This window comes from Mesorhizobium sp. LNHC229A00 (genome assembly GCF_000502415.1).
Classification (GTDB): domain Bacteria; phylum Pseudomonadota; class Alphaproteobacteria; order Rhizobiales; family Rhizobiaceae; genus Mesorhizobium.
This window is the reverse complement of record NZ_AYWQ01000176.1, coordinates 1-619: the sequence shown is the minus strand read 5'-3', so window position 1 is coordinate 619 and position 619 is coordinate 1. Positions and strand designations below refer to the sequence as shown.

At 61.8% G+C, this 619-nt stretch carries 2 protein-coding genes; both read right to left on the bottom strand.

What is annotated here, in order from left to right; all coding sequences use genetic code 11:
- Nucleotides 1-269: sodium:proton antiporter (locus X742_RS1000000176665; protein ID WP_280800212.1), on the bottom strand; the 269-nt coding region annotated here is incomplete at its 3' end.
- Nucleotides 209-619, bottom strand: a 411-nt coding sequence (locus tag X742_RS0139750; protein WP_031248883.1) for a sodium:proton antiporter, incomplete at its 5' end; no start/stop codon positions are given. The genes X742_RS0139750 and X742_RS1000000176665, both read right to left, overlap by 61 nt.

Below are 619 nucleotides of genomic sequence, written 5' to 3'. Positions count from 1 at the left end.
GACCACAGCATATACCCAAAGAAGCCCGGCATCTTGACGCCGCGATGCCTGGCAATGGCATAGACCATGAAGTTCGGCGCGTTGCCGATATAGGTGTTGGCGCCCATGAACACGGCGCCGGCCGAGATCGCGGCAAGTGTCGAGGCGAACTCCGTCATCAGGNAGACGTGTGCTCTTCCGATCTCGGCGCTATGTCGGCGTGGGTTGATCAACCGAAAAACAGAAAACCCGCGACCAAGAAGGTCGGGACCAGCACCAGCCCCGACCACAGCATATACCCAAAGAAGCCCGGCATCTTGACGCCGCGATGCCTGGCAATGGCATAGACCATGAAGTTGGGCGCGTTGCCAATATAGGTGTTGGCGCCCATGAACACGGCGCCGGCCGAGATCGCGGCAAGTGTCGAGGCGAACTCCGTCATCAGGTGGCGGGGATCGCCGCCCGCCAGCTCGAAAAACACCAGGTAGGTCGGTGCATTGTCGAGGAAGGACGACAATGCACCGGTCAGCCAGAAATAGGCGAGGTCGTTGGGCGTGCCTTGCGCCGAGGTGACGAGCGCGACCAGCGGCGCCAGCGCACCGTTGTGGCCGGCCCTCAAAATGGCGACGACCGGGACGAT